The sequence below is a fragment of the Brevibacillus sp. BD137 genome, from assembly GCF_041644655.1.
In the GTDB taxonomy this organism is placed as follows: Bacteria; Bacillota; Bacilli; order Brevibacillales; family Brevibacillaceae; genus Brevibacillus; species Brevibacillus brevis_D.
Window position 1 is genome coordinate 176,354 of sequence record NZ_JAOTNO010000008.1, and the last position, 24,777, is coordinate 201,130.

Here is a 24,777-nt window from a genome sequence, read left to right on the forward strand (position 1 = left end):
CACTGCTTACTTGGGTTCACTCTTGGTCGCGTATCGTTTTTGCCACTCTGCCAAGACGTTGTCGCGATTTTTTGCGGCTTGATTCAGATCGAGCTTGATTAATTGCTTGATCGGATCTACTGCGTAGCCTTCCGGGAGTGTCGCGCCTTCTTGCTTGACACTGACGATGGCGAAGTTCTGGTTATAAGCTTTCATGACTTCATCCGAGATTGCCCAGTCCAAGAACAGCTTGGATTCCGGCTTGATTTGACTCTTTTTCATCAAGGCATTCGCCTCTACATCCCAGCCGGAGCCTTCTGTTGGAAAGACGACTTCCACTGGTGCGCCTTTTTTCTTCTCAGTAATCGAACGGTAGCCAAAGGAAATACCGATTGGATACTCGCCCGATGCGGCCATTTTCGCTGGCTTCGAGCCGGAATGCGTGTAGATCGCCATGTTTTCATGCAGCTTGTCGAGGTACGCCCAGCCTTCTTTCTCCCCTTTTAATTGCATGATTCCGTTGACGGTGAGAAGCCCAGTTCCAGAAGACGCTGGATTCGGCATCACGATCAGCCCTTTGTACCCCGGCTTGATCAGATCTTCGTATGAGCGCGGGATCGGCAAATTGCGTTTTTCCAGCTCCTTGGTATTGACCGCGACCGCAGTCTCCCATGCATCGATTCCTACCCAGCTTGCAGGTTCCTTGGAATCCTTAAACTCCGGAGATACCTTCTCGATCCCTTTCGGCGAATAGCTTTCGAGCATGCCTTGCTGTTCGAGTACAAGCAGGCTTGTCGCTGCTGTTCCCCATACGACGTCTGCTTGTGGATTATCTTTTTCCGCCAGCAGCTTTGCTGTGATGATCCCTGTAGAATCGCGGACGATATTGACCTTTACATCTGGATATTTCGCTTTGAAGGATTCCAAATACGTTTTGATCTGGTCATCCTCCAGCGCCGTATACACTGTAATCTCACCTGAGGCGTTTGTACTTTCCTTTGTGGAAGTTTGTGTGTTTGGTTGTGACCCTGGTGCTTGTCCACATCCTGCTAAAAACGCGATTGATAGAACGGAAGCAAGTAAAGGATAATGCCATTTCTTCATGAGAACCTCTCCTCTTTGCGGAATGTTCATTTCTTGGTTCCTACGACACCAATCTTACGGGGAAAATATTAAGCAGATATGAACGCAACGTAAATTGATTGTTTTTATGTGTTTTTAGTTGTGATTTATTGGTTTCATAAAATACATTTGCACAAAAAAAAGACTGAGTCATCCATTCTAGTAGCAAATGGAATGAACTCAGTCTTTTATTTTTTGCCTTTGATCTACCGCAAAGCAGCTTCCACAGCTGCCTCTGCATGAATCGCAGTCGTATCAAAGACTGGGACCGTGCAATCTTGGGCTGTGATCAATAGACCGATTTCCGTGCAACCGAGGATGACTGCCTCAGCACCTTCCTTGACCAATCGCTCAATGATCGCCTGGTAGGTACTTTTGGATTCTTCGCGAATGCTCCCGACACACAGCTCATTGTAAATAATCTCATGTACGAGTGTTCGCTCTTGTTCATCCGGTAGCAGTACCTCTAATCCATGAACATCACGCAGACGCCCTGTATAAAAATCCTGCTCCATCGTAAATCGCGTCGCAAGCAGTGCTACTCGTTTATGTCCATGGTTCGTGATCTCTTGCGCTGTCGCATCCGCGATATGAAGAAAAGGCAAACTGGTCGCTTCCTCGATAGCATACGCCAGCTTGTGCATCGTATTTGTGCAGAGAACAATCAGGTCGGCTCCTGCCGCTTCGAGACTTTTCGCCGCAAGCGCCATCCGCTCGCCGGCTTCTTCCCATCGTCCTTCTCGTTGCATTTCTTCGATCTCGGCAAAATCAACGGAATACAGGATGCTTTTTGCCGAATGCAAACCGCCCAGCCGCTCCTTGACGGTTTCATTGATCAAACGGTAGTAGACCAAGGAGGACTCCCAGCTCATGCCGCCAATTAATCCGATTGTTTTCATTGTTCTCTACTCTCCTTTGTCGGTTGCGTTGCTATTTGCGTTTTCCCATCCCGCCTGACGAAAACGGGTCCGTAGCAGTTCTTGCGCCTTTTTTGTCCGCAACGAAGTATCCAACGGAATCACTCTTTCCAGCGCTTCCGTTTCTGTTAACAAGGTTTCTTTTACACCATCAGCATTCAACCCTAATGCTAGAGCCATCTTTTTGTAAAAAGAATAATAACTCTCTTTCTCTGTTGGGCCTAGATGTAGGGTTCCAAGGTAAGGACCATGCAGCAATTCGTGGATGGCATTCCCCACGTCTTCCACATGGACAAACGACTTGTACAAATTACCTGACCGGCTTATTTCTCTCCCAGCTTCCAGATCTGCACACATCGAAGCGACGCGTTTATCCCATTGCCCAACCGCATTGCGACCATAGATCGGACCCACTCGCACGATGACATGATTGGGATGCCGCTGGCGAATTGTAGCTTCCCCATGTATTTTGGCATTTGAATAAGCAGCTAACGAATTTCTCTCATCTAATGGCTCGGGCTGATCTTCTTCCCGATAAGAGCCCGTACCTCTTCCAAAGATTCCGTCTGTGGAGATGAAGATCAATTTGCTCTTTTCCGGTAGCTGAGAAAGCAGAACATCCAAGCCTTTTTCTATTAGCTCTCGTTCATCTGTTGCACTCATCAACGCCCAAATGACAACATGCGGTGAATACTTTTGCAGTATCGCTGAAAAAGAAGGGGTGTCAGTCACATCGACCCGAAGCAATTGATGGACAGCTTGTGCAGAAAAGCATGTACCTATCAGATCAATGGCATTATCTCGCAAAAGCTCCTGATAGATTTGACTTCCCAAGTAGCCGCTAGCCCCCATCAACAATACCCGGCGTTTCTCCATGGCATGTCCCCCCTTCATCACTTACCAATTCGATTATGATCTAATATACCACTATCTCCCATCTAGAGCGACGCATAAATAGCCCATTGGGGTCTGTTGTAGACCCGCTACGTCCGTCGTAATACATTTTAATTTCCGACATCGATTATTCAGAACGGTATAGCTGGCCGCATGCCGCGTTTATGTCCGATCCGAATTGAGTTCGAACCGTAACGCTTATCCCCTTTGACTTCAAGATCCGAACAAACGCTTTAATCTGAGAAGGATCAGATTGCCGATAGCTATCTGGCGTAACTTCGGTCGAATTGAATGGAATCAGGTTAACGTGGTAGAGATGTTCCCAAGATCCCCTTCCCCTTAGCAACTCGGCAACTGCTTCCGCATGTGCTGTCGAGTCGTTTACTTCACGAAGAAGAATATACGCAATATATACCTTTCTCCCTGTTTCCCTGATGTGACGATCCAATGCTATCAGTACGTCGCGGACTGGGAATCGGTCGTTGATCGGCATCAGCTCGCTTCGCTGATCGTCGAACGGTGAATGCAGCGAGAAGGTTAGATTGACCTGGGGAAACTCCCGAGTCAGCTTGTCGATCCCCGGCAACAGGCCTATCGTGGAAATCGTAATTCGTCGATGTCCTAAACCGAAGAGATACGGGTCGGTCAATATCGTCATAGCCTCAAAAATATGCGGGTTGGCGAGCGCCTCCCCCATGCCCATGAATGAGATGCTGTCCAAAGAGTGGCCGTTCAAACGAAAGTACAGCAATTGGTCGGTAATTTCGTCGGCGGTCAGATTTCGTTTCAGACCAATGGTACCGGTAGCACAAAACTTGCACCTGAACCCGCAGCCGCACTGTGTGGAAATACAATACGATTTCCACCCCCGCTCATAAGTAAGTCGTACGGCCTCCACCTGTTCGTCGCCCGGAATCGCAAACAGCACCTTGCTAACCTGTTTCGACGTGAGCTCCTTTACCGGAGCGATACTGCAAACGTTCGGTCCAAGTATCCGATTCAACTCGTCGCGCAAAAATTTGGGTAGGATGGTCATCCGTTCGTATTCGCCGATGTTTTGCTTGAAAATGGCGTCCATAATCTGAGCATACCGATACTCAGGCTGCTTGCATTCGGACAATATTCGCCGAATCGTTTCATATTTCGAGGTTAGTTTCATGTCTTCTCCTTATCGCCGGAGAAACCATATAAAGCAACCGTCAATTGGCGCTATGATACATTCATCTACGTGCATCTGTCGATAAATTGGTAAATCTCCGGCAACCGATTTGTTTTTTTGTGAACCGCTTCACACAATAGGAACCGATTCACATAATCATCTACAACCTCAATCTCCATCGCTTTCATCCTCCTGAAATGGTTTATCTCTTGTCAGAATAAAAAAAGAGCTACAAGAAAGTTACCTTTCCTGTAGCTCAAAAAATACGGCACATCCAACCCATCTCAGGGTATAAAAAGGATATATTTTCTGAGTGAAAAGAATAAGGTAACGATCTTGCCAATAAAGAATAAGACAAATGCTGCTTTATTCTTTAAAAAAGTGGCAAGAAAGATTACATTATCCTCTTCATCTCCTATCGTTAATTGTCAGCACGATTTTAACATACCAGTTCCTGCATGACAACATCCTTGAGTCCTACTCTTCGACCTTACCTGTCAGGGCATTGATATCGTTAACATTAATTGAATAGACAAGAACCGGTTTGGCTAACTTCTCACCATTAATAAATGGGTAGATGTATCGCAGTTCAGTGGGTTTCGCCAGCAGGGCCTTGGCTGCTGCATCTATGGAGATAGCCTTCCTCTTATCCGGGAGCTTGGCGGGCTTTTGGTCGAGCACTTGAAAGTACCCGATGATTTTCCCTGTGAATCCATTCACCCTAATAACAATGCATCGTCCGTATACAAGCGGTAGTCCCTCAACAGATGGCACAAACTTTACTTCATATTTATTTGGATTCTCCTCATCAGTATTCAATATGTAGTAGAACTCCTTTTCTTCCTGTTTGAGATATGGTTGCATGAACTGAACAGCTTTCTCAAGAACCTGCTTTTCCGACAATGTTGCCTTCCCTTTTTGGGGTGGGACGTTCGAATAACTTGTAAATCCGATCACATCACCATCCTTCGCAACTAATAACTCCTTTTCATCAGGGGAAAAATAGATACTCTCCATCTCGTTATGGAAGCCGTTTAAGGTACTACCCTTCAAGCTCATACCAAACTCGCTTTCGTAAATCCGCACTGCCTCCTGCTCATTCGTGACCTTTAATACCTTTCCACCGGGCGTGAGGGAGATTGGTTTCCACCTCCAGTTTCCGTATTGCCGAATAGTGAGCAGCTTAGCTCCTGTTACTGCGTCTATATAACCGGAGTCTACAGAGGAGTAGACGAGATCGGTCTGATTTTCGTCATGGGTGTACATAAGTTGCAGGCGGGGTGCGATAAAGTGACTGAGCTGATCTTTCTTCATCGCTTGGGCTGGGGGGAGGAAGTCAGCTGGATTGATGTTTGTCAGCGTGTTATCTTCTGCCGAAACGTTGGTTACTTGTCCAGCACTGTTTACTAACAACCGAAACTCATCGCCAACTACCTCGATGCCATTTACATAGCGGTTATAGATGACATCGCCTGCAGGAGCCCGCGTTACCTTGTACAGGCTGCGCAGTTCACCGATCCACCCCTCCATGAAGGTATCGGCGCTCTTATAGGCCAGCTTGTCATCAGGATTTTCAAAATCCTGAACCTTGCTATCCCAATAAAACGTAAGCAGATTCCCGGTTTCTGCATGGATATCGGCTCTGGCAAAGAATTCATTATTTTTTTCATAACGGATTTTGTACACAGGCTGGTCTTTCGTTTCCAAGGTAATTTGTCTTGATGTGTCATCGAGCGCTGGGAAGAGCATTTGCAGCTTTTGCTCCGTTCGTTTTGCCTTTTCGCTTAACTGATTTTCCTGAAGGTGAGCTGCTGCTTGTTGGTTCCCTGTCTGATTTGCCATAACTATGCCCGAGGCTGGTGACAGGAGCAGTGTGGCTGTTAGGAGTGCGCTACTTGCCAGTACAGGATAACGCCTTTGAGAGGTCGAGGTCATACGTGTATCCTCCATCTTTTCTTGACGTTGAAGCTCACACAATAAGACGATATTTGGAAATTATTGTCACATGATAAGAGAACATATCTCACAAGAAAATTTGGTTTGAGTCAACATAGTGGAGGAGAAGAAAAAGCACAGTTCTCTTCGACTCTGACACGCCAGCTGGGGGATTGTGTGTCCGTCTCCACTTCCAAAAGGGGACCGTCGAGCCAAAGCCACCCTACGGGCGGAAGTTTCTCAAGGAAGAAGTGTTCGACAAGCTGGTCCCCTTTTGGAAGTTCCGACTGGGTAGGCGTTGTCAAGGTCTACGAGCTCTATGCTTTTTCTTCTCACCAGCTTTATTGGTTCATCGGTACCTGATAAAACGTAGAATAGTCATTGTGATTGTTCTTTCAAGATGTCACAACCGTTATCTCAGAACGAATAACCGCCTATCGAAAGGATACGGGCTTTCGCACACACCAAACTTATAAATTCCTATACGCAGAAAAAGGGCCCTTATAAGGCCCTTTTTTCATGCTCCGAACATCCAGTATTTCTTGTCTGCTATTCAGTCTTTGTTCAGCCGATGATAGTACGCAAACAACTGATCACAGTCCTCACGCTTCTCCACCTTGATCATGTTCAAAACACTCTGATCCTTACCGGAAAAATAGTCGCGTAGATGCTTATCCGAAAAACCATGCTCATGCGCATCCTCCGCAGTTGAGCAGTAATGAACAACCTTGATGCCGGACCAAATGATAGCACCTACGCACATCGGGCAAGGCTCGCATGTCGCGTAAATTTCGCAGCCTGTCAGGTCCATCGTACCGAGCGCCTTGCACGCTTCGCGAATGGCTACCATCTCTGCGTGCTGGGACGGGTCCATATCTGCCAACATGCGATTGCTGCATACTGCGATGATTTCGTCCCCTTTCACGACAGCCGCTCCAAAAGGTCCACCTAGCTTGTTGTTCATGCCTTCCATCGTTTTTTCCACTGCCAGCTTCATGTAATCCATAGACTTGCATCCTCCCTTAAGAGGCCTTTATTTTACGATGTGTGTCCCTGCTTTGTTCGTAATCGCATCCTTTAAGCTCTCCGGGTTCGTAATGATCACGCTTGACCCGTTTTTCTCCAAAAAGCTCAGGCTGGCCTCAATCTTTGGCAGCATGCTGCCTTTTGCGAAATGCTCTTCACGAACGTATTGCTTCGTTTCCTCTACCGTGATGCGTTCCAGCGCTTTTTGATTCGGCTTGCCGAAGTTAATGCATACCTGCGGAACACCTGTCGTAATGATCAAGGTCTGTGCCTCGATTTGTTCTGCCAGTAAGCTGGTGGCAAAATCTTTGTCGATGACAGCATCAATCCCATCGTACGTATTTTCGCCCGATTTCACAACCGGAATACCACCGCCGCCAACAGCGACTACCACATATCCCGCTTCGATCAACGATTTGATTGCGTCTTTTTCCACGATGTCGATTGGCTTAGGGGATGGAACCACTCTTCTGTAGCCGCGACCGGAATCCTCGATAAATACCCAGTCCGGATGTTCTTTGCGCATCTCTTCCGCTTGCTCCAGCGTGAAGAAGGAGCCGACTGGCTTCGTTGGATTTTGGAAGTTCGGATCATCCTTGCTAACTTCTACCTGTGTGATGACGCTAGCAACCTTTTTGTTGATCCCTCTTTTGGCAAATTCGTTGGTGAGTGCCTGCTGGATTTGGTAGCCAATTCCGCCCTGCGTATCCGCCACGCAATTGACCAGCGGGATCGTAGGCATCCCGGACACTTCATTGGCGATTTCGCATCGTTGCAAAGCAAATCCAACCTGGGGTCCGTTGCCGTGAGTAACGACAACGCTGTACCCTTCCTGCACCATATCTGCTATATTTACTGCGGTTTCACATACGGCTTCATATTGGTCTTGAATCGTGTTGCGACCATTATCCTTAACTAATGAGTTGCCGCCGATAGCAACAATAACGAGTTTTTCCACTGGGCACTTCTCCCTTTGTTAAGATGCTTTTGCAGCTGTTTCACTCTGCGTGATCGTACTTGGTTTGTTCCATTTATAGCACAGCGCATATAGAACGCCGGATATGATCAACCCGCTAAGGAATGCTGACTTGCTGATGTTTGCCAATAGTGGCACATTTGGCAGGAAAGAGCCGGATAGCGTAATCAAGAAGCTGACTATCAATACGCCGCATGCCACCATATTAAAGCCGTTTTTGTATTCTCCGTTTTCACCCGGTTTTACGTAGATTGCAGATAAATCTAGCCTTCTTTTTCTTTCAATGAAGAAACTGACTAGCATGATCCCCGTAATCGGACCGTACATGGAGCCGATAAAGCTATAGAACATATACAGCGCCGCCGTACCATTAACCAGCTTCCAAGGTAAAATGACAGTCCCCAATACAGCTGTCAAAATAGCTGCTGATTTGACTGTAAACATTTTCGGAAGAAGCGCTGTCATTTGCAGACCAGATGGAAGCAAATTTCCAAACACAACATAGCTCGTCGAACCTATATTCAGTGCCAGCAACAAGATAATGACGGCAACAGGATTCCCAATTTGATCAATGGCAACGACTACATTAAAGTCTTTGATGCCAAACGCGATTTGCGTCCCAACCAACAATCCTACACACGTAATTCCAAACAAGATGTAGGATGCAATCATTCCAAGCGGCAGACCAATCATCGGAGCTTTCGGGTGTTTTGCCCTTTGCGTAAGGTCTGCGATATTTACAATCGGGCCACCCCAGTTCGATACCAATGCACTTACACATGCGATAAATACAAGCCAATTCTCCATCGGTTTGGCAGGAGCATAAGCAAAGATTGGACCAAATCCGCCAGCAACGCTGATCGCCCAAATCGCTGCACCTACGATGAAAATATAGATGATCGGTGAAGACCATTTACTAAACAGACTGAGAATTTTCATTCCACCTAAAAACAATCCAACTGTAATGACCCAGAGGATCACATAAGAAAGCATGGTCGGGAAATCTAACCCGAGAAAATCAAAGCCTGGAACCATACTCTTATAGCCAGGGAATATTTTCTCAAAAATGACATTAAAGGATTGTGCGCCAATAATTGTTTTTGTCCCAAAAAACACGACCCCAGCGATAAGCCCGCGACATATAGCAGGAATGATCGAGCCTTTTACACCAAAGGAGCTTCGCAGCAGCATCGAATAGCCAATCCCGTATTTCTGTCCTGCATAGCCATTCAACACATAGCCTGCCGAAACAATCAAGGCAGCAATCATGACTGCCCACAAGACTTGCGGAACGGATAATCCGAGGACAAAGAATCCGGCTACCGTCATGTACGACATGAGATTATGCACAGCACCCATCCATACGGTTACGTAGTTAAAGGTGCCCCAATCTCGATTTTCGGAAGTCTTTGGCAAAATATCGTCCGCGTATCCATAGGACTTGAATTCTTCATATGATTCCTTTACGTTTGCCTGTCCCATGTTCATTCACCTTCCTCATTCGACCCAGCTTTCGCAACCTTCTTTTGCTGCGAAAGCTGAGTCACCTAGGATGAAAAGCTATTGGCTAATCGTTTCCGTCACTGCGAGCAATGCCTTTTCAAAAGCTTCCATTGGCGGATATGTAATACCCGCACCGATCATGCCGATACCTGCGTCTTTATGCGCGATAGCGGTGTTGATAATCGGCAGGATGCCGGTTTGGATCACCTGACGAATATCGATTCCTGTTGCGACACCTTGGAAGTCCAGGAGTGGAATCGTGACGTTTGGATTTTCTGCTGTCGTGATTTCTTTCATCGTGGTGGAGAAGCCGATCGCTTCTTCAACCGTTCCGCCTACGAGTGCAACAATCGCTGGAGCTGCCGCCATCGCGAAGCCACCAATCCCGTATGTTTCGGTGATCGCACTGTCCCCGATATCCAAGCCGGAATCCTCTGGCTTGTAGCCTGCAAACATCGGACCGATTACCTTTTGTGCTGGCCCAGTAAACCAGGTGTTTCCAGCCATACCGCTTACACGGATACCGAACTCAACGCCATTACGCGCCATCGTGGTGACAATCGTGCTATTCTCAATGCCGTGCGCTGCGTCAAGTGCGCATTTGCACAGAGCCATCCATGTCGGGCCAGAGAAGTAATCGCTGCTTGCGACGAAGTCGAATACTTCGCGCTTCTGTTCTTTTGTGAAATCTGTCTCCAAAATGTACGGAGTCAGCGCTTGAATCAACAGGCTCGTACCTGCGTTGTTGCGGTTGTGGCATTCGTCACCCATGTGCAGCGCTTGCGCCAGCATGAGACGAAGATCGATTTCGCCAGCGATTTTCATTGCGTCACGCAGCATTGGTCCCAATACATCGCGCATCCAGTTTAGGCGAGCGATAACACTTTCATCGTTGGCACCCATGCGCAAAATTTTAGCCATTTGCTCACTCAGGTTGGTGTAAGCGACGTTGCCATACGTTTTGTTTTTGACTACATGCATGAACATTGAAGCGGATGTCACACCTGCCATGGAGCCTACGCAGTTGTGTTCGTGGCATGGAGAGAACGTGATTGCGCCGGAAGCAGCTACCTGTTCAGCTTCCTCGATGTCTTTTGCCAAGCCCTCGAATACGATTGCTCCGGTTACAGCACCTTTCATTGAGCCGCACATTTTGTCCCAAGTGATCGGCGGACCTGCGTGCAGAATCGTGGTTTTGGTCATGCCTGGTACCACATTGATCGCTTGGTCGAAGCCTACGAGCATCGGCTGGGAGTTGATGATACGCTCTACCGCCAGCTTGTTTGCCGCAGCGATTTTCTCGGCGACAGCTGCATTTTCCAGTCTGTCGAGGGCGTTGATCAGCTCAGGCTTTCCGCCGCCTGGTGGCTTCCAATCCAGATGAGACGCGTTCGCATTTTGCTTGATGATATCGTCTTTGAAAAACTCGATCCCTACGTTGATCGCATGAATTTTCCCGTTAAACAGCTCGTTGATTTTGCTCATGATTATTCCCCTTTCGCAACAAATTCTCTAGCCAGAAGACCTGCGTTCGTACTGCTGCTCGCAATCGTTACACCCGCATCCATCAGCTTCTTCACTTGCTCATCAAAGTTCGGTGTATCGAGGTCTGTACCCAGCACGTAGCCCAGTATTTCCAGGTGTCTGCCTTCCTTGGCAGCATTCGCTTTTGCTTCCATAATCGCTGGCAGCATCACGCCGACAGGATCTTCGTGGGAACCGAAGCCCAAGATAAAGTCCATCAGAATGACGCCGACGGAAGGATCTTTTGCTTCCTCCAAAAATCTCGCGATGCGCGTGGAAGGATCAATCATTGGGTGCGGCTTGCCATTTGTAAAGTCGTCATCGCCCATGTCGAGGAAAGTGTGAGCCTTGCTCTCATGGATGTTTTTCAGCTTGTAGTCTGCTTTCTTTTGAATGTTGCTGTATACGTCTTCATACTTGTCCATCGCGAGGTACATGGCTTCGTCGCACAGCGTACCGCCGCAGAACAGCCCGCGAACGTACTTTTGTTCTGGTGTCAGCTTTTCCCGCACTTCTTCAATCAGCGGCCAGTTGAGTGCGCGCTTGTTAAGCTCGTCTTCGTTGGCACCTGCCAGAACAACTGCTTTGATGGCTGCTTCCTTGCTCGTCTTGGCAAAATGTCCGCCTGCTTCCAGAACTGGCGTTTCTTCTCCACCAATGAAATACACAACCACAGGTTTTTTGCAGCTTTTCACTTGCGCCAACACTTTTTCCTGTACACTTGGTGCTGGTGGCTTGGAAATGAGTACGATGACCTTTGTCGCCTCATCCTCTTCCAGCGCTTTGATTCCGTCGAGCATCATGATGCCACCGACTTGCTCGGAGAGGTCGCGACCGCCTGTACCGATCAACTGCGTGATGCCGCCGCCGAAGTCGTGAATACGCACGCTCACCTCTTGGCTGCCTGTACCAGATGCACCTACGATCCCGATGTTGCCTTTTCTCACAGCATTTCCGAAGCACAGTGCCACATTGCCGATAATCGCTGTACCGCAGTCAGGCCCCATCATCAACAGGCCTTTTTCATGCGCGAATTGCTTGAGGGCGATTTCTTCCTCGATGCTCACGTTATCGCTGAACAGCATGACATGCAGATCGTTTTCCAATGCTTTTCTCGCTTCTCTCGCTGCGAATGCACCGTTTACCGAGATGACAGCGAGGTTTGCCTCTGGAATGCTGGCTGCCGCAGAATCAATCGTGGAGTATTTGATCTCCGTTGCAGATTTGCTGCCGCCTTTTTTCTTGAACAGCTCTTCGATGGCAATGAGAGCACTCTCGCACAGCTCGTCTGTCGCTGCCTTCACCACGATCATCAAGTCGCTCGTTTTCGCTGCTTCTAGCTCAGGTGTGAGCAAACCGACGTTCTTCAATACCTCTTTATTCATGTCGGTGCCCATCGCGATAACCGCTTGTTCGACACCTTCAATTTGATTCGCTTTTGTAGAGAGAGACATCAGGGATACCGAGTCAAAATACGTGCTTTGCTTGATTACGACTTTGGTAGACATACATTACCTCCAGCTTCTAGATTTCGTTCCAAACCACATAGGATGCCAAGCAGGATATCCGTACCCGACGACGAGCCGATCCTGATGATTTTGTCTAAAGCAGGGACAAGCTCTTCCAAGGAGCCGGATATCATGCATGAAAGCAGGTCATTTAGCGACTCTCTTACTTGTCCATGGGCTGCTTTTTTCAGCGTGATCGCACTGATTTCGTTCGTTAATGCTTGGGACGAACGGACGATTTCATCGAAAAATGGGCATGACAAACAAGAGGAAATGTTTTGCATTTTGTATACACTGCACAATCCCACTAAAAAATCGTCACCCGATGGTGTTAACCCCGGCCCCAGTCCGATAAGACTTATCGCATGCTGAGTAGCTGACTCTATGCGTTTGTTCGCCAGATCGTTGGAAAGCATACCTGCACGCTGGATTAGCATACGGGACATCTCTTTCTCAAACGGACTGGCAGGTTGGGAGGACATCTTCATGCCCCCCGTCTTGCCGTATTCGTCTACGTAGTTTTTCGTGAACGCCACATTTCGGCGCAATACTTCTACGGCTTCTATATCACAAGGATAGGAAGGAAGGACCCCTTCCCACTTTGCTGCTTGCTGAGTCCATATTCGCAAATCCGATCCGATAACGAGCGTGCCATCTTCCGTAGTGACCGGAGTATTAACGGGCAGCCCCAGCTCTGAAAAGCCTTTTACATCAATAATGAGCGTATTCGGTGCATTGTCTAGCTGATGGTTGCCAATGGTGTACAATTCCCCGTTTTCGCTGCATTTCAGATTGATCGTGCGCTCAAAAGTACTGTGTACGGTCCCGCTAAAGTTTGCTCGTGCCAAACGCTCAAGGAAACCAGCATCGCCAGACAACGCCTGGATGTACATGGGACGCTTTACTTTGCTCCTGCTTCCAGCAAGATGTTTTCGATCTCGGTGTAGCCTTTTCTTCTCGCAAGCTCAAGCGGTGTTACGCCGTATTTATCTACCATGTGCACATTGCAACCATGCTCAATCAATAGCTTGATGATCGTTTGTTGCTTTTCACCGCCATCACCTAAGATGATCGCTTCGATGAGTGGTGTCCAGCCCACAAAGTTCGTATGGTTTACATTGATATCAGTCGTCGTTACGAGCTCACGTACGATATCCACATGACCTTTTTCGGACGCTGGGGTAATCCCTACGCCACCAAAACGAGTCAACAGCTCCAGGTTTGTTCCTGCCTTGATCATCATTTTGACGAGCTCCAGCTTGCCGTTGATGCAACCGAACAAGAACGGGTTGAAGCATGTCTCATCCTGCAAATCTACATCTGCACCCGCTTCTACCAAAAACGATACCGCTTCCAATTTGTCGTTCATCGCAGCAGTCAGAATCGCTGTACGCTTTTGTCTGTTTCTTGCGTTAATATCTACGCCCTGCTCCAGATGCTTTTTCAGTGCTTCGATATTCCCCTCAGCCGCTGCCTCGAGAAATGCTTGTACTACGCTTTTGTCTGTCATAGTAAGCCCTCCATGATCTCGTGATTGAACAACCCGCCAAGATTGGCTCGATGCTTGCTTTCAAAAAACAATTAGACAAGCACCACGTACTTACATCATTATTTTAGACAGGGTGGATGGAATCGTCATTGTGTATGGAAACTAAAAAAATTGAGGTTCACTTGTGCACATTGCACAATTACAGGAATCCCTTTGTGGCAAAGGAGTGAACAAGGTGCTGACCATCAAAGATTTGCTTACCATTCAATCCATAGACGGTATCAAAATCATCGCGGGAGAGCAAGGCATTAACAATGTCATCTCCATCGTCAATATCATGGAGAACCCGGATGCTTTTGACTGGCTGTCTTCTAATGAATTACTGCTCTCCACCGGATATATTTTCAAGGACAATCCCGAGCTGCAAAATACAATCATCAAGGAATTGGCGGAGATCAACTGCTCCGGGCTCTGCATTAAGATGCATCGCTATTTCGATCAAATCCCGCAAAACATGATTGATCATGCCAACAAGTACGGACTCCCGCTTTTGGCTCTGCCTTTTGAATACACGCTGTCAAAAGTGATTGCCATTATTAATGAAAAAGCCTCCGGACGTTACGATTTGTTGAACCGCAAAACATTGGATATGCATAACGCCCTGTTTCGCATTGCGCTGGAAGGCGGCGGACTGGATCGCATCGCCTCCGAGCTGTCTGAGACGATCAACAACCCGATCCTTATACTGGATCAGGACTGGCATCTGCTTCATTACACGGAAATCTGGCACAATCCGATTCCGCTTGACTCCTGCCTGACCTTAAGCAAAAACAGGCCTGTTTTTACCCGTGACTTCACGGAGTCCGTTCCGCGAAATATTAGCCAGATCAAAAAGTCGATCAAGCGTATCTACCATGCGAAGGATTATGAAATTAAATGCAGGATTCTACCCGTTGCTGTAGCCAATCACATCTACGGATACATCGTCGTCTGGCAAACCGTTTGGGAGCTTACCGAATTTGACTACATCGTGTTGGAGCAGGCATCCACGATCGTGGCGCTGGAGCGGATCAAGGCGAGGGAAATCGAGGAAGTGAAGCTGAAGATCAGGCAAGACTTTTTCGATGACTTGCTCACAGGTAAAATTACGTCCTCTGACTCGCTGCAAACCTTATGTGATTTGCACGGACTGCAATCGAGCTACATGTATTTTTGTATGGTCATGAATATCGAGCCCATTGAGCTGGAAAATCTGGAGGATATCATCGATCGCAAATACGAGCTGGATCGGATCGCAAAAAAATGTGTTGACCTCGTCTATGACAATTCGAGTAAAGCTCCTGGAGAAATCACCTGCTTTTATCGGAACAATCGGATCATTATCCTCATCGGACAGAATGATCAAAAACCTGTGGTGTCTGCAAGTGAAGCCAAGCAATTCGCGAATGAGCTGTACAGCGCTCTCGTGGATAAAATCAAGAAAACCTTGTTCTTTATTGGGGTCGGACGTCAGTATAAAAACATCGCTTCGCTTCATAAGAGCTTTACCGAAGCACATGAAGCGATCCGCCTGATGCAAAAGTTCAACAGCAAGGGCGACGTCTCTCATTTCGATGATTACTCCGTCTATCATTTTCTGGGTTCCAACATTAAGGACATTGAACTGGAAGACTTCTTTTTGAAGCGTCTGGGGAAGCTGTACGAGCATGATCAAGAGTTCGGTACGAGCCTCATGGTGACCTTGGACAATTACTTTCTGTACAATCAAAACGTCAGTGAAGCGGCGAAAGCGATGTTCATTCACCGCAATACGTTTATTTACCGGATCGAGAAAATCAAGGAGATTTTGAACATGGATTTGAAAAACTCGGAGGAGATGCTTCAAATCCAGCTGGCGCTCAAGATCGGCAAGCTTTTGCATAAGGAGTAAAGCTCGAAAGAGCTTGGTCATCAGGCTGTAGTGGTCGGGAGGCTTGCCGAAGATTTCGCTTGAATACAAAAAGAGCCTCTTTAAAGAGGCTCTTTTCTCTTAGTTGCTACTGTTTAGTTATGAATATATTTTTCAAAGACTTTACCAAAATCTTTCACGACATACTTGTATCGGATGTCCTCCAGCCAATCGAAAGTGTATTGATTGATGGACTTGAATTGTGAAGCTACGTCTGCTTGCAGGCCTGTTACACGACCTAGTGTGCTTTGGGCGACGTGAAGGCTTTCTTTTGCATGCTGGAGCGCAAGTTCGTTATCGTGCATAGTCGAGGCGATCTTCACAAGTGCTTTGTAGAGGTCTTTTAATTCCTCCAAATGCTTTTTGTTTACATCGATCGAGTAGTGCTCATTGCCCATCGTGAACTTGATTTCTACATCCAAATCGACAGTTCCGGCTGTTTCCAGATACACATTAGAGATCGGGTGTGTATGGTAGGAATAGCGGCGCAGCATGCGTTTTTTGCTGGTGGCACTTGTTCCATCCAGATGAACCAACCCCAGATTGGTGAAGCAGTACTCATCGGACTTTGATTTGATCAAAAAGTAAATTTTCTCATGGTCCTCGTGCATGATGTAATCATCAGCGTCCACCTTGTCGTAATCCGCTGGTTTTACCACGATTCCCACATTGCTCAAGCCAAGTGCGTCTGCCGCAAGCTTTCCAAACATTAATAAAACAACTCCCCTCGATATGTACGGTGTAACCTTTACCATTTATACGTCCATGAGGAGGCTTAGTTGCAAAGTGGTTCACTCTTTTTTGGAGATGCTTTTCAGTTGTTCAGCAGGATTCCAACCTTCTTGAGGAAATCTTCCTTTTGAAAACCAAATACATCCATTACGAATCCAGTTATCTCTCCATACTTTGTAACCAGACTCCTTATCAGTTACGTCATCGTCATCATAACCATAGTGAAATCCACAGCATGGACATATTTCATCGGAGGATATCCCCCTTCCATCGTATGGAGGTTCAAGCAGTTCATTATAATTACAAACAAAGCATCTGTTCAATGAACTTTCATCCCTTGGGTGTCATTTTATTACCACTCTAAATCCTCTTCCTTCTTTCTCCGCAATTGAAAATGTTTTGAGTAATTTCTCTGCATATTCCTCTAAATGCTCAACACTTTTTTCGTAATTCAACCATTCAATTGTTAAAGGTAATTCAATCCATGCAGTTAAACATTCGAATAAAGAGTCGAGATTATTCCCCCAATATGTATGGTCATAATGCTCAGGCTCTACTAGTTTACTTCTTAAGATATTGTGTAAAATATCCCTGGAAGTAAACTCCTCACCGTTAATTTGTATGATTTTCATTATTTATGCTGTCTCCAAAGCTATCATTTTACAGCCAGGTCGTCTTTTCTTCCGCTGCTACCCGACTGGTCTCAGGAGCATCTGCCTCGGGATAGCCAATGAACAGCGTGCCCACGACCTTTTTATTTTCAGGCGATCCGAGGAATTGCAGCAAGCGCTCGTCGCGAACCAAGCCGACTCCTCTCGTGCGCCAAACCATGCCCAGTCCCAGTTCCTTCGCTGCCAGCCACATGGAGTGAATCGCGCAGCAAACCGCGTATTCGTTATCCTCTGAGGATGCTTCATCCCCTGGGATCACATCAGCAGTTGCGACAATGACGAGCGGTGTTTTTTCCAGGACGGCCAAGGAATCCTGCACGAGATTCGGCTTGGTCGGAAAACGCTCCAGCAAAAATTCCTTCGCGATTTCCTCGAACCGCAACTTCGCTTCTCCTCTGATCACATAAAAATGCCACGGCTGACGCAAGCGGTCGTTCGGGGCTAACACTGCACAATCTAGCAGCGCTTGGATTTTTTCTGTTTCTACTTCTTTTGGAATATAGTTACGGACGGCTCTTCTGCTTTTGAGTGCCTCTAGTACGGACATGCTAGTTCCTCCTCGGTTGTACCGTTTTCTGATTAATCCCAATCATTATATCGTATAGGTATCCATCAACGGGAATGAATCGCCAGATGTGCTTGTTGTTCCTCTTCTTTTGCCACGTAGATGTCATACTGCTTATGGTCTTGTTCTTGGGGCAACATCCCCATGTCTCCCCCTAAATGACGAACTGCATGAGAATGAATACGTGTGCGAAAACGAATGCCATGAGCACTTAGCTTGTTTACCACGCGGATGTATCCTTCATGACCAAACGCAGTGTGGATCAAGCACTTGTACTTGGAGAAAAGGGTGAGAAAAAAATCCATCATCCGCTCCACTCGCCTTCTTTTTTGTAGTATATTCCAATTATTGCGGAAAAGAGAGGGGCATTCTACTATGAATCGAAAGAAAGTGTTCACGGGTTCTCCTTGGGAACCTGTCGTGGGTTATTGCCGCGCAATTCGAGTCGGCGACCGTATTGAAGTGGCTGGCACTACTGCCATGAAGGACGGGGAAGTCGTTGGTTTGGACGATGCCTATGAACAAACGCGGTTCATCCTGGAGACGATTGAAAAAGCATTGCGAGAATTAGATGCTGATTTGTCTCATGTGGTCAGAACGCGGATGTTTGTAACGGATATCAGCAAGTGGGAAGAGATCGGAAAAGCACACGGAGAGTTTTTTCGCGAGATTCGGCCTGTCGCTACGATGGTTGAGGTCAAGGCATTGATTGACCCGCGTCTGCTCGTTGAAATTGAAGTGGAAGCCGTTGTTTAGCATGCTGGTTAGTTGGAAGCGGACCGACGACTTTTCCTGTCGATCCGCTTTTTGCTTTTTCTACGATTGTGTGAGCTCCTCAGGGATATCAAGACCTGCCTTCTCTGCTTCTTCGAGGTGATGTTTCGCCAGAAGCTCGTCCACATATTGCGCTTCATTCTGGTAAATTCTTGCCAGTTCGATATGTGCATGCGGGTAATCTCGTTCCAAAGCAGCATGAAAATAAGTGATGGCGGCGTCGATATTTTTGGCTGTACCATACCCATTACTGTAGAAAATCCCCAAATTATAGGCACCGAAATCGCTGCCTGCTTCGTAATCCTGCTGATAATAATGCAGCGCCTTTTCATAATTCCCTTTTGAATCATGCAAATAGCCAAGCCATTCAAAAACTGGAGAGCCTAATACCTCTCCCTGTTCATAATGCCAGAGAGCTTTGTCCAAATCTTGCGGCACCAGCTCCCCGTCATAATAGGTGGCGCCAAGATTGTTGTGAGCCAGGGCGTGACCGTGTTCTGCCGCCTTTCCCATCCAGTACATAGCCTGATCGGCATCAGGCTCCGTGCCTATCCCATGTCGATAGCAACAGCCTAATCCATTCATAGCATGGTGGTTGCCTGCCGCAGCCCCTAACTCATACCAGTAAAAAGCTTTATCAGCATCCTCGAAGCCTTCCAGACTGTAATACATATGAGCAAGGTTGTTCATCGAGGGGGCATAGCCCTTTTCAGCAGCAAGCGTATCGTACAGAATGGCTTTCTCATAATCACCTGCTTCATACGCTTCCATGCCCATGTTGTACAACGTTTCCACCGGCGTGTACTGATCTACACTGTCACCATCGGATTGCTCTCCTTTGGCATAGTCCAGCAGTCGCTTGCGAACCTCGGCATCAAAATAATAGCTGTAATAACGATCGCAGGCTTCCTCCAAAACGAGCGTTTTATCTGCCCTCGACAGCCCGTACTCGCTTACTAAATAAACGTCGTAACCCTTGAAGGCATAAGCAAAACCCTCGACCAGTGCCTTTTTCACCACCAGATCGAATTCGAAATCACTCCATCGCTTTTTCGGCGATAAGGCAATGCTCCATAATCCATTTCTCTTCAAAGCATACGCATCCTGATGCAGCCAAAAAATGTTCTCATAATCGTCTAAGGGGAATAACCACGCTGGTTGATCGGCATCTCCATGAAAAACGCCTAGCCTTCCATCTTTTCTCGCCAGCACCTGATTGCCCTGTCCAGCCTCCGTATACACCTGTAAATCAATCAGCTCATCATATTCGTACGGCAGCAAAAGGCTCTCCTGCTGCTTACCATAAGCGGCGTACTTCTTCCCCTTGCGCAGAACGAGCAGATTCGGAAAATGGGTTTGCCGATTCAATTTATCAAAGCCGGTTGCACCGACAGTGCCATCTTTTTTGTACAAGGTGCTATGATTTGTATCCTTATGTGGTTTGACAAGGATTAGCCCTTCGTCGATCTGTTCCACCGCCGCCAGAGGGAATTCCCCGACGTATTTCCAATATTCGTTAAAGATTTTCCGATTCTTCCTGCCTTTGACTGCCGTATGGTAAAAGCCGTCCCCACACTTGAAAGCTTCTTCATGCTCAAAATCTATCGTTACAGAACCAGATTCGTCCAGAACGCCCCACTTTCCGTCTTTCTTTGCCGTATGAAATCCTTGGTAATTGAGCCGTTCTAACTCTTCATAGTGGGTAGGGACAATCGTTTGGCCCTCCAGATTGATCAGACCATATCGACCGTTTCGTTTGACAATGGCACCAGCAGAGCCGTATTCAAAATCGTAGGCATCCTCCCACTCTAATGGAATGACGATTCTCCCGGATTTATGTACATAGCCGTATTTGCCATCTCGGGCAACCACGGCGAGATCTTCGGAAGCGAAATCGTAAAAGGCATCGAACTGAGGGGCGAGCAATACGTTTCCCTCTGCGTCTTTGAGACCAAGTAAGCCAGCTTCCTCAAAAATCTCCACATCAGGTTGTTCTTCATAAGGCTGCCAGATGTGTCCCCAGCCGTATTGGTAGTCCTCATAATTGAGCAGCTCGGCAAAAGAACGAAAGCCCGGGTTCACGTCCATCAATTCGGAGTAGTTCAGCAGTGAGATGTCATCGTTGTCCATTGCCTTTGTCATGATCTCGTTGTTATGGGCAATATTGGCGCGCAGGGTTTCCGCCTGCTCGTCATGAGGGATGTCATCCATATTGAATACGTCCCAGGCATCGATGTGAAAATACGGAAGCGTTCGTTTTTCCAGATAGCTAAGAAGCTGATTTCTCGCTTCCGAAAATGCTTCTTTGTTACCGATTAACCCTTCCTGTCTCTCCAGGAAATCGTAGAATCGCTTCACGTTTTCGATGCCTGCCTGCGCCTCGTAATATAGTCCGGAATTGTCCGGTTCGGTATGGTTGTTGTAATTGTTTCCGGCGATTATACCACCTTCTATGAAGAGCGGCTGCAAGAGTAGGGGGACCTCATAGCCCCATTCCACCATCATCGTGTCGTTGTCTTGCGCTTGAGAAGGCTCACTGACGTTATAAACATAGACTCTGTGTGACATGTCTTCTCTCCCTTTGATTTCCAATTGCTTCTTACCACATTGTAAGCAAATCTAGCAGGGCAAAACAATCCGACTGATGGGCTATCCAATGAAAAAGGCTGACTAGCAAAAATCATGCTGGTCAGCCCTTTCTACTTTTCAGATTACAGGTCAATGAGAGGAATACTCCCACCCACACTAACCGGCTCAATCGCCTTGCCCGCCGACCGCACCAATGTAAAGTACTCATAGCAGCCAATGACACCAAAATCCCCATCGATCACACCCGGATAAGCGCGATTCACGGAATACTCCTGACTTAAGTGAGCCTTCAGCGCCTCTCCTTTTTGTATCCGATAGCCCGAAATATCGACCTTGCCTGTAATCGGAACCGCTGGCTTTGGACCATGATCCGGGCAATGATCGTAGTAGTGTGGGATCGAAACATAGTACAGATCAGGATATTCTGCCTGCGTCAAGCTCGCTTCCGCTTGTTTGACGGCTCGGGTCGTTGCCTCGCACGTGACGATATGATCGGGATGGCCCGTTACCCCGTCCGGCGGAAACGTAACGACGACATTCGGCTTCCATTCCTCGATCGCTTCCCGAATCTTACCCACCAGCTCATCCAGATCGGCATTTTGCAAAGAACCATCCGGGTACCGAAACAAGTCGAGACGACTGATTCCCAGCACTTCTGCCGCTGTTTTCAGCTCTAGCTCTCGATGTTTTGCCAGCTTTTCTCTACAATCGATATCGAATGGACCGCTGCGTCCTTTGCAGCCGGAGGTAATGCACAAATAACACGTTTCATGTCCGGCGTCCTTGCACTTCGCCAACGTTCCTCCGCAGGCAAAAGACTCATCGTCCGGATGGGGGAAAACAACCATTACTTTTTTCATTTCTGGCACCTCACTTGCCGTCCGATTGGCGTTCTAGATAAGCCAATCCTTTTGCTATGACACCGTAAATCGGATCGTTTTGCGCATTTTCGATGACGACCTGAGAAGCGTACTCTCGGACGTGCTCTACGACGATCTCGCGCACGCGATCATCGTTTTGCAAAACGCCTCCCTGCATAATCATCTGAAACGGCTTGGCTTTCATTTGCAACGTATCAATGACCGCCCGAGTAGCATTGAAAAGCTCTTCGCCTGCGACCTGTAAAATAGCTACTGCCACCTTATCTCCTGCGAGTGCAGCCTGGCTGACTAACGGCGACAGCTCTCCTACCTTCTCGACGGAATAATGCTCACTGTACGTCCAGTTAAACAACTCATCTACGCGTCCCAGTCCAACGTGCGGGAGGAGCAGCTCCTTCAACACGGTCGGCTCGCCGCGGCCATCTGCTGCTTTTAATACCGCCATAATCGCTTGCTTGCCGATCCAGTAGCCGCTGCCCTCGTCACCGACCCGATGTCCCCAGCCTCCTGCTCGCGCCATTTCCTGTTCATCGTTTACACCAAAGGCAATCGAGCCAGTGCCTGCGATGACCAGAATGCCGGGGTTGCCTCCGGTCGCACCGAGCAAGGCCGCAAACCCGTCGTTTTCCACAATTAGCTGCTGGACACGAATACCGAGCTGGTGCAGTACCTTGCTCACCATCCGCGAGATCACCTGTCGATCATACTCTGTGTCCAGGCCAGCGATTCCGAACACCGCGCACTCGATTTCCCATTCAATGGGTCCATCCGGGGTCGGAGTGCCGTTCACTAAAGGGGCAACTGTTTGACGAGTTACCGCATCGTCCAAAGCTTGGCTGATCGCTGCAACCAACTCACGAGCTGCCGCTCCCTCCCCGATCCCTTGATAATTGCATGAACCGGAGCGTCCTGCACCGATTTCATTTCTGGAGCGGTCCACCAGTACCGCCAGACACTTGGTGCCCCCTCCGTCCACTGCCAGAAGAGGTATTCGCACCACTGCCATTACCCCACACTCCATTCAGCTGTCATCTGATCAAGCCCTTTCATCACATTCGCATTCGCCTGCTTTTTCTGTGTCAGCCATTCTGTTTCCTGCTGGAGTACCGCTTGGCGAACGGCGATCATGCGCTTCATTTCCTCTGGATTTGGTCCACCAGGAAGCTTGCGGATCATTACGAAATGAACCGGGTCAAGCGCCAGTCTGAGCTCTTCTGCTGTGAGCGACAGCTCCCGCCCGATTACTTCTATAGCTGCACGGTTTACCAGTTCCAAGCTGATTTGGTTTGCAGCGAGCTGCTCGCTCATCGATTCTTTTACCACACGACTCACGATGTGATGAGATTTGCGGAACGAAAGCTGATCCGTGCGAACCAATGTATCCGCGAGCTCGGTGACGGTCGCAAAGCTGCCCTTTGCCCGCTCCAAGAGAACGTCCTTGTTCACTTCCATCGTCCCCACAACGCTCGCCATCAAGCGATACATCTGCTCGAGCACTCCCATGCTCCGCCACGCGTATGGCTGCATGTCATCCTCGGTATCCACGATATCGCCAAAAGGCGTATTGTGCATCATCGTAAGCACTGTCGTCGCATTGCCTGCCGCACTGGACAACAGCGAGCGCATATGTTCAAAGGAAACCGGATTGCGCTTTTGCGGCATGATGGAGCTGATCTGTACGTACGGACTTGCGACTTTTAACCCCGCGAATTCCTGTGTGCACCAGAGCAGCATATCTTGAACCGTACGCCCCAAATTAATCGCTGCTAATTGTACAGCTGTCGCTACTTCCCCTAAATAATCCGCGCCGCAGACTGCATCATAAGAATTTTCCACCAACTCATCAAATCCGAGCAATTCGCGCATCCGCTCCCGGCTGATCGCAAAGCCAGAAGTCGTTAATGCCGCTGCCCCCATGGGTGAGCGATTGACCGTGTGATAGGCTTGGATCAGTCGCTTGATATCACGGCTGAGCATGTCAGTAGCCGCCATGATGTAATGCGCCATTGTCGTTGGCTGAGCCTGCTGTGTATGTGTGTAGCCAATCATAATCGTATCCACATGCTCATTTGCAAAGAGGAGCAAATGCTCTTTCAGATAGAGGGCAGAAGTCAAGGTCACCAACAATTTTTCGCGCAGCACCATGCGGTATATGGTAATCCCCATATCGTTGCGGCTGCGAGCGAGATGCAGATTTCCTGCCACATCAGGAGCCAGTTCCAGCAAACGGCTCTCTACCTGAAAGAACAAATCTTCAAACTGCCCGGTGTAATGCGATTGGCGCAGCTCTTCCATTTCGATTCCACACAGTGCACCAGCAATTCTTTTGGCCTCATCGTCTGTGAGCAATTCTTGTTCACGAAGCATGATCAAATGTGCCTTGTTGATCGCCATCATCGGATGCAATAAATGGTGCTTTGCTTCATTGAATGCAGGCTCCAAAACCGCCTCCACGTATGTCTTGCCAGGGAAACTGGCTCCCTCCTGTTGAAAAATTCGCTCTCTGTAATTCATTTTTCTTGCATCTCCTTCCTACCCATTCGTAAGCTGCTTCTTTTTTTGCGTCTGATCTTCTTTTGGGAGGG

General features: G+C 47.9%; 22 protein-coding genes. 2 read left to right on the forward strand and 20 right to left on the reverse strand.

Features of this window, described 5'->3' with window-relative positions; all coding sequences use genetic code 11:
- Window positions 1–6 precede the first annotated feature (6 nt).
- From ODZ53_RS18635 to ODZ53_RS18690, 12 genes are all read right to left on the reverse strand, one after another.
- The gene (locus tag ODZ53_RS18635; RefSeq protein ID WP_372679031.1) at window positions 7–1,083 is read right to left on the reverse strand and encodes a putative 2-aminoethylphosphonate ABC transporter substrate-binding protein; all 1,077 of its coding nucleotides are present in this window, start codon (window positions 1,081–1,083) and stop codon (window positions 7–9) included.
- 224 nt (window positions 1,084–1,307) lie between these two features.
- On the reverse strand, window positions 1,308–2,000 hold the full coding sequence (locus ODZ53_RS18640) for an aspartate/glutamate racemase family protein (protein ID WP_372679033.1): 693 nt from the start codon (window positions 1,998–2,000) through the stop codon (window positions 1,308–1,310).
- Between the two features lie 6 nt (window positions 2,001–2,006).
- On the reverse strand, window positions 2,007–2,894 hold the full coding sequence (locus tag ODZ53_RS18645; RefSeq protein WP_372679035.1) for a sugar nucleotide-binding protein: 888 nt from the start codon (window positions 2,892–2,894) through the stop codon (window positions 2,007–2,009).
- 145 nt (window positions 2,895–3,039) lie between these two features.
- A complete protein-coding gene (locus tag ODZ53_RS18650; RefSeq protein ID WP_372679037.1) occupies window positions 3,040–4,071 on the reverse strand; it encodes a Cfr family 23S rRNA (adenine(2503)-C(8))-methyltransferase in 1,032 nt (343 codons plus the stop codon).
- 477 nt (window positions 4,072–4,548) lie between these two features.
- Window positions 4,549–6,006, reverse strand: a complete 1,458-nt coding sequence (locus ODZ53_RS18655) for a YcdB/YcdC domain-containing protein (protein WP_372679039.1) — start codon at window positions 6,004–6,006, stop codon at window positions 4,549–4,551.
- Window positions 6,007–6,559: 553 nt separating this feature from the next.
- A complete protein-coding gene (locus tag ODZ53_RS18660; protein WP_372679041.1) occupies window positions 6,560–7,012 on the reverse strand; it encodes a nucleoside deaminase in 453 nt (150 codons plus the stop codon).
- Between the two features lie 27 nt (window positions 7,013–7,039).
- Complete coding sequence (gene arcC, locus ODZ53_RS18665; RefSeq protein WP_372679043.1) at window positions 7,040–7,990, reverse strand: carbamate kinase; 951 nt, start codon at window positions 7,988–7,990, stop codon at window positions 7,040–7,042.
- An 18-nt stretch (window positions 7,991–8,008) separates the two neighbouring features.
- Window positions 8,009–9,490: a cytosine permease gene (locus ODZ53_RS18670; protein ID WP_372679146.1), complete on the reverse strand. Its 1,482-nt coding sequence runs from the start codon at window positions 9,488–9,490 to the stop codon at window positions 8,009–8,011.
- A 78-nt stretch (window positions 9,491–9,568) separates the two neighbouring features.
- Entirely contained in the window at window positions 9,569–10,996 is a 1,428-nt protein-coding gene (locus ODZ53_RS18675) for a YlbE family protein (protein WP_142498625.1), read from the reverse strand.
- 2 nt (window positions 10,997–10,998) lie between these two features.
- The gene (gene fdrA, locus ODZ53_RS18680; RefSeq protein WP_372679046.1) at window positions 10,999–12,543 is read right to left on the reverse strand and encodes an acyl-CoA synthetase FdrA; all 1,545 of its coding nucleotides are present in this window, start codon (window positions 12,541–12,543) and stop codon (window positions 10,999–11,001) included.
- Window positions 12,525–13,436: an oxamate carbamoyltransferase subunit AllH family protein gene (locus ODZ53_RS18685; protein WP_372679048.1), complete on the reverse strand. Its 912-nt coding sequence runs from the start codon at window positions 13,434–13,436 to the stop codon at window positions 12,525–12,527. Before ODZ53_RS18685 ends, fdrA begins: the two co-directional genes overlap by 19 nt.
- Before the next feature lie 8 nt (window positions 13,437–13,444).
- Window positions 13,445–14,053 carry an ankyrin repeat domain-containing protein gene (locus ODZ53_RS18690; RefSeq protein WP_064202704.1) on the reverse strand — a complete coding sequence of 203 codons (609 nt, stop codon included), beginning with the start codon at window positions 14,051–14,053 and terminating at the stop codon, window positions 13,445–13,447.
- Window positions 14,054–14,267: 214 nt separating this feature from the next.
- Between ODZ53_RS18690 and ODZ53_RS18695 the strand changes: the two genes are divergently transcribed.
- Window positions 14,268–15,962 (forward strand): PucR family transcriptional regulator, encoded by a 1,695-nt coding sequence (locus ODZ53_RS18695; protein ID WP_016743222.1) that lies wholly within the window; start codon window positions 14,268–14,270, stop codon window positions 15,960–15,962.
- 113 nt (window positions 15,963–16,075) lie between these two features.
- On the opposite strand, the gene ODZ53_RS18700 is transcribed toward ODZ53_RS18695, so the two are convergent.
- The 4 genes from ODZ53_RS18700 to ODZ53_RS18715 form a co-directional block, all read right to left on the reverse strand.
- On the reverse strand, window positions 16,076–16,690 hold the full coding sequence (locus tag ODZ53_RS18700; protein WP_372679050.1) for a PH domain-containing protein: 615 nt from the start codon (window positions 16,688–16,690) through the stop codon (window positions 16,076–16,078).
- 366 nt (window positions 16,691–17,056) lie between these two features.
- Window positions 17,057–17,344 (reverse strand): barstar family protein, encoded by a 288-nt coding sequence (locus ODZ53_RS18705; RefSeq protein ID WP_199928384.1) that lies wholly within the window; start codon window positions 17,342–17,344, stop codon window positions 17,057–17,059.
- A 28-nt stretch (window positions 17,345–17,372) separates the two neighbouring features.
- On the reverse strand, window positions 17,373–17,930 hold the full coding sequence (locus ODZ53_RS18710) for a nitroreductase family protein (protein WP_064202701.1): 558 nt from the start codon (window positions 17,928–17,930) through the stop codon (window positions 17,373–17,375).
- 65 nt (window positions 17,931–17,995) lie between these two features.
- Window positions 17,996–18,256: a hypothetical protein gene (locus tag ODZ53_RS18715; RefSeq protein ID WP_372679053.1), complete on the reverse strand. Its 261-nt coding sequence runs from the start codon at window positions 18,254–18,256 to the stop codon at window positions 17,996–17,998.
- Between the two features lie 67 nt (window positions 18,257–18,323).
- Here ODZ53_RS18715 and ODZ53_RS18720 point away from each other — a divergent pair, with 67 nt between their 5' ends.
- Entirely contained in the window at window positions 18,324–18,704 is a 381-nt protein-coding gene (locus ODZ53_RS18720) for a RidA family protein (RefSeq protein WP_372679055.1), read from the forward strand.
- Between the two features lie 60 nt (window positions 18,705–18,764).
- Here ODZ53_RS18720 and ODZ53_RS18725 read toward each other — a convergent pair whose 3' ends face one another.
- The 4 genes from ODZ53_RS18725 to argH form a co-directional block, all read right to left on the reverse strand.
- Window positions 18,765–21,290, reverse strand: coding sequence for an SEL1-like repeat protein (locus ODZ53_RS18725; RefSeq protein WP_372679057.1), 2,526 nt, complete (start codon window positions 21,288–21,290; stop codon window positions 18,765–18,767).
- 143 nt (window positions 21,291–21,433) lie between these two features.
- The gene (locus ODZ53_RS18730; RefSeq protein WP_372679059.1) at window positions 21,434–22,171 is read right to left on the reverse strand and encodes a PIG-L deacetylase family protein; all 738 of its coding nucleotides are present in this window, start codon (window positions 22,169–22,171) and stop codon (window positions 21,434–21,436) included.
- A 10-nt stretch (window positions 22,172–22,181) separates the two neighbouring features.
- The gene (locus ODZ53_RS18735; RefSeq protein WP_372679061.1) at window positions 22,182–23,198 is read right to left on the reverse strand and encodes an N-acetylglucosamine kinase; all 1,017 of its coding nucleotides are present in this window, start codon (window positions 23,196–23,198) and stop codon (window positions 22,182–22,184) included.
- Window positions 23,198–24,706 (reverse strand): argininosuccinate lyase, encoded by a 1,509-nt coding sequence (argH, locus tag ODZ53_RS18740; RefSeq protein ID WP_372679063.1) that lies wholly within the window; start codon window positions 24,704–24,706, stop codon window positions 23,198–23,200. Before argH ends, ODZ53_RS18735 begins: the two co-directional genes overlap by 1 nt.
- Window positions 24,707–24,777 lie beyond the last annotated feature (71 nt).

Coding starts and splice junctions, on each gene's coding strand:
- ODZ53_RS18635 (WP_372679031.1), bottom strand. CDS start 1,083: ATGAAGAAATGGCATTATCCTTTACTTGCTTCCGTTCTATCAATCGCG.
- ODZ53_RS18640 (WP_372679033.1), bottom strand. CDS start 2,000: ATGAAAACAATCGGATTAATTGGCGGCATGAGCTGGGAGTCCTCCTTG.
- ODZ53_RS18645 (WP_372679035.1), bottom strand. CDS start 2,894: ATGGAGAAACGCCGGGTATTGTTGATGGGGGCTAGCGGCTACTTGGGA.
- ODZ53_RS18650 (WP_372679037.1), bottom strand. CDS start 4,071: ATGAAACTAACCTCGAAATATGAAACGATTCGGCGAATATTGTCCGAA.
- ODZ53_RS18655 (WP_372679039.1), bottom strand. CDS start 6,006: ATGACCTCGACCTCTCAAAGGCGTTATCCTGTACTGGCAAGTAGCGCA.
- ODZ53_RS18660 (WP_372679041.1), bottom strand. CDS start 7,012: ATGGATTACATGAAGCTGGCAGTGGAAAAAACGATGGAAGGCATGAAC.
- ODZ53_RS18670 (WP_372679146.1), bottom strand. CDS start 9,490: ATGGGACAGGCAAACGTAAAGGAATCATATGAAGAATTCAAGTCCTAT.
- ODZ53_RS18675 (WP_142498625.1), bottom strand. CDS start 10,996: ATGAGCAAAATCAACGAGCTGTTTAACGGGAAAATTCATGCGATCAAC.
- fdrA (WP_372679046.1), bottom strand. CDS start 12,543: ATGTCTACCAAAGTCGTAATCAAGCAAAGCACGTATTTTGACTCGGTA.
- ODZ53_RS18685 (WP_372679048.1), bottom strand. CDS start 13,436: ATGTACATCCAGGCGTTGTCTGGCGATGCTGGTTTCCTTGAGCGTTTG.
- ODZ53_RS18690 (WP_064202704.1), bottom strand. CDS start 14,053: ATGACAGACAAAAGCGTAGTACAAGCATTTCTCGAGGCAGCGGCTGAG.
- ODZ53_RS18700 (WP_372679050.1), bottom strand. CDS start 16,690: ATGTTTGGAAAGCTTGCGGCAGACGCACTTGGCTTGAGCAATGTGGGA.
- ODZ53_RS18705 (WP_199928384.1), bottom strand. CDS start 17,344: ATGAAAATCATACAAATTAACGGTGAGGAGTTTACTTCCAGGGATATT.
- ODZ53_RS18710 (WP_064202701.1), bottom strand. CDS start 17,930: ATGTCCGTACTAGAGGCACTCAAAAGCAGAAGAGCCGTCCGTAACTAT.
- ODZ53_RS18715 (WP_372679053.1), bottom strand. CDS start 18,256: ATGATGGATTTTTTTCTCACCCTTTTCTCCAAGTACAAGTGCTTGATC.
- ODZ53_RS18720 (WP_372679055.1), top strand. CDS start 18,324: ATGAATCGAAAGAAAGTGTTCACGGGTTCTCCTTGGGAACCTGTCGTG.
- ODZ53_RS18725 (WP_372679057.1), bottom strand. CDS start 21,290: ATGTCACACAGAGTCTATGTTTATAACGTCAGTGAGCCTTCTCAAGCG.
- ODZ53_RS18730 (WP_372679059.1), bottom strand. CDS start 22,171: ATGAAAAAAGTAATGGTTGTTTTCCCCCATCCGGACGATGAGTCTTTT.
- ODZ53_RS18735 (WP_372679061.1), bottom strand. CDS start 23,198: ATGGCAGTGGTGCGAATACCTCTTCTGGCAGTGGACGGAGGGGGCACC.
- argH (WP_372679063.1), bottom strand. CDS start 24,706: ATGAATTACAGAGAGCGAATTTTTCAACAGGAGGGAGCCAGTTTCCCT.